At 56.5% G+C, this 483-nt stretch carries 1 protein-coding gene; it reads left to right on the top strand.

Translation table 11 applies throughout. The features are described 5' to 3' along the window. Nucleotides 1-193: 193 nt before the first annotated feature. The coding region (locus AC0L3B_RS38380) for a hypothetical protein (protein ID WP_473382791.1) at nucleotides 194-483 on the top strand (290 nt) is incomplete at its 3' end.

Here is a 483-nt window from a genome sequence, read left to right as displayed (position 1 = left end):
ATTGCTGGAACGTCATGTGTTGCTCATCGTCGTGTGCTTTGGCTTGAGCAAGTATCACGCCAGCCTTGAAATTCACCCAGGTGATGGAGCTGGCGTAATGCAGGTCGTCGGGAATGTCTTTCACCCAGATTTCCGCAGCAGAAGCCTGCTGCAGCAGGCGCATGACCATTTGCACACCGCCGGGGGTGAGTTGGTGGTTCTGGGCCAGGGAATTCTCGATTTGTTGGCGTATATAGCTATAGCGGCGGCCCCAGTGCAGTGGCGTCGCTATTTCTTTTCCCGCGACGGTCGATCGAGCATTGTCCGTCGGGCGCTCAAGTTCTATGGTGTCCACATCGCCGTCGACAGCCTGCCCTCACTCGTCATTGAGCGGCTGCAAGAGCGCGCCGCCACGCTATCGCTGGATATGGATGAAGGCAGGCTGCCTTTTGATGACGTCATCGACAAGCAAGGAGATGCCAACCTGCAAAGTCGCCTTTCTCA

It is taken from the genome of Bradyrhizobium sp. Kon56, assembly GCF_055807635.1.
The sequence above is the reverse complement of the archived record's forward strand: the minus strand, read 5'-3'. Positions and strand labels throughout refer to the sequence as shown.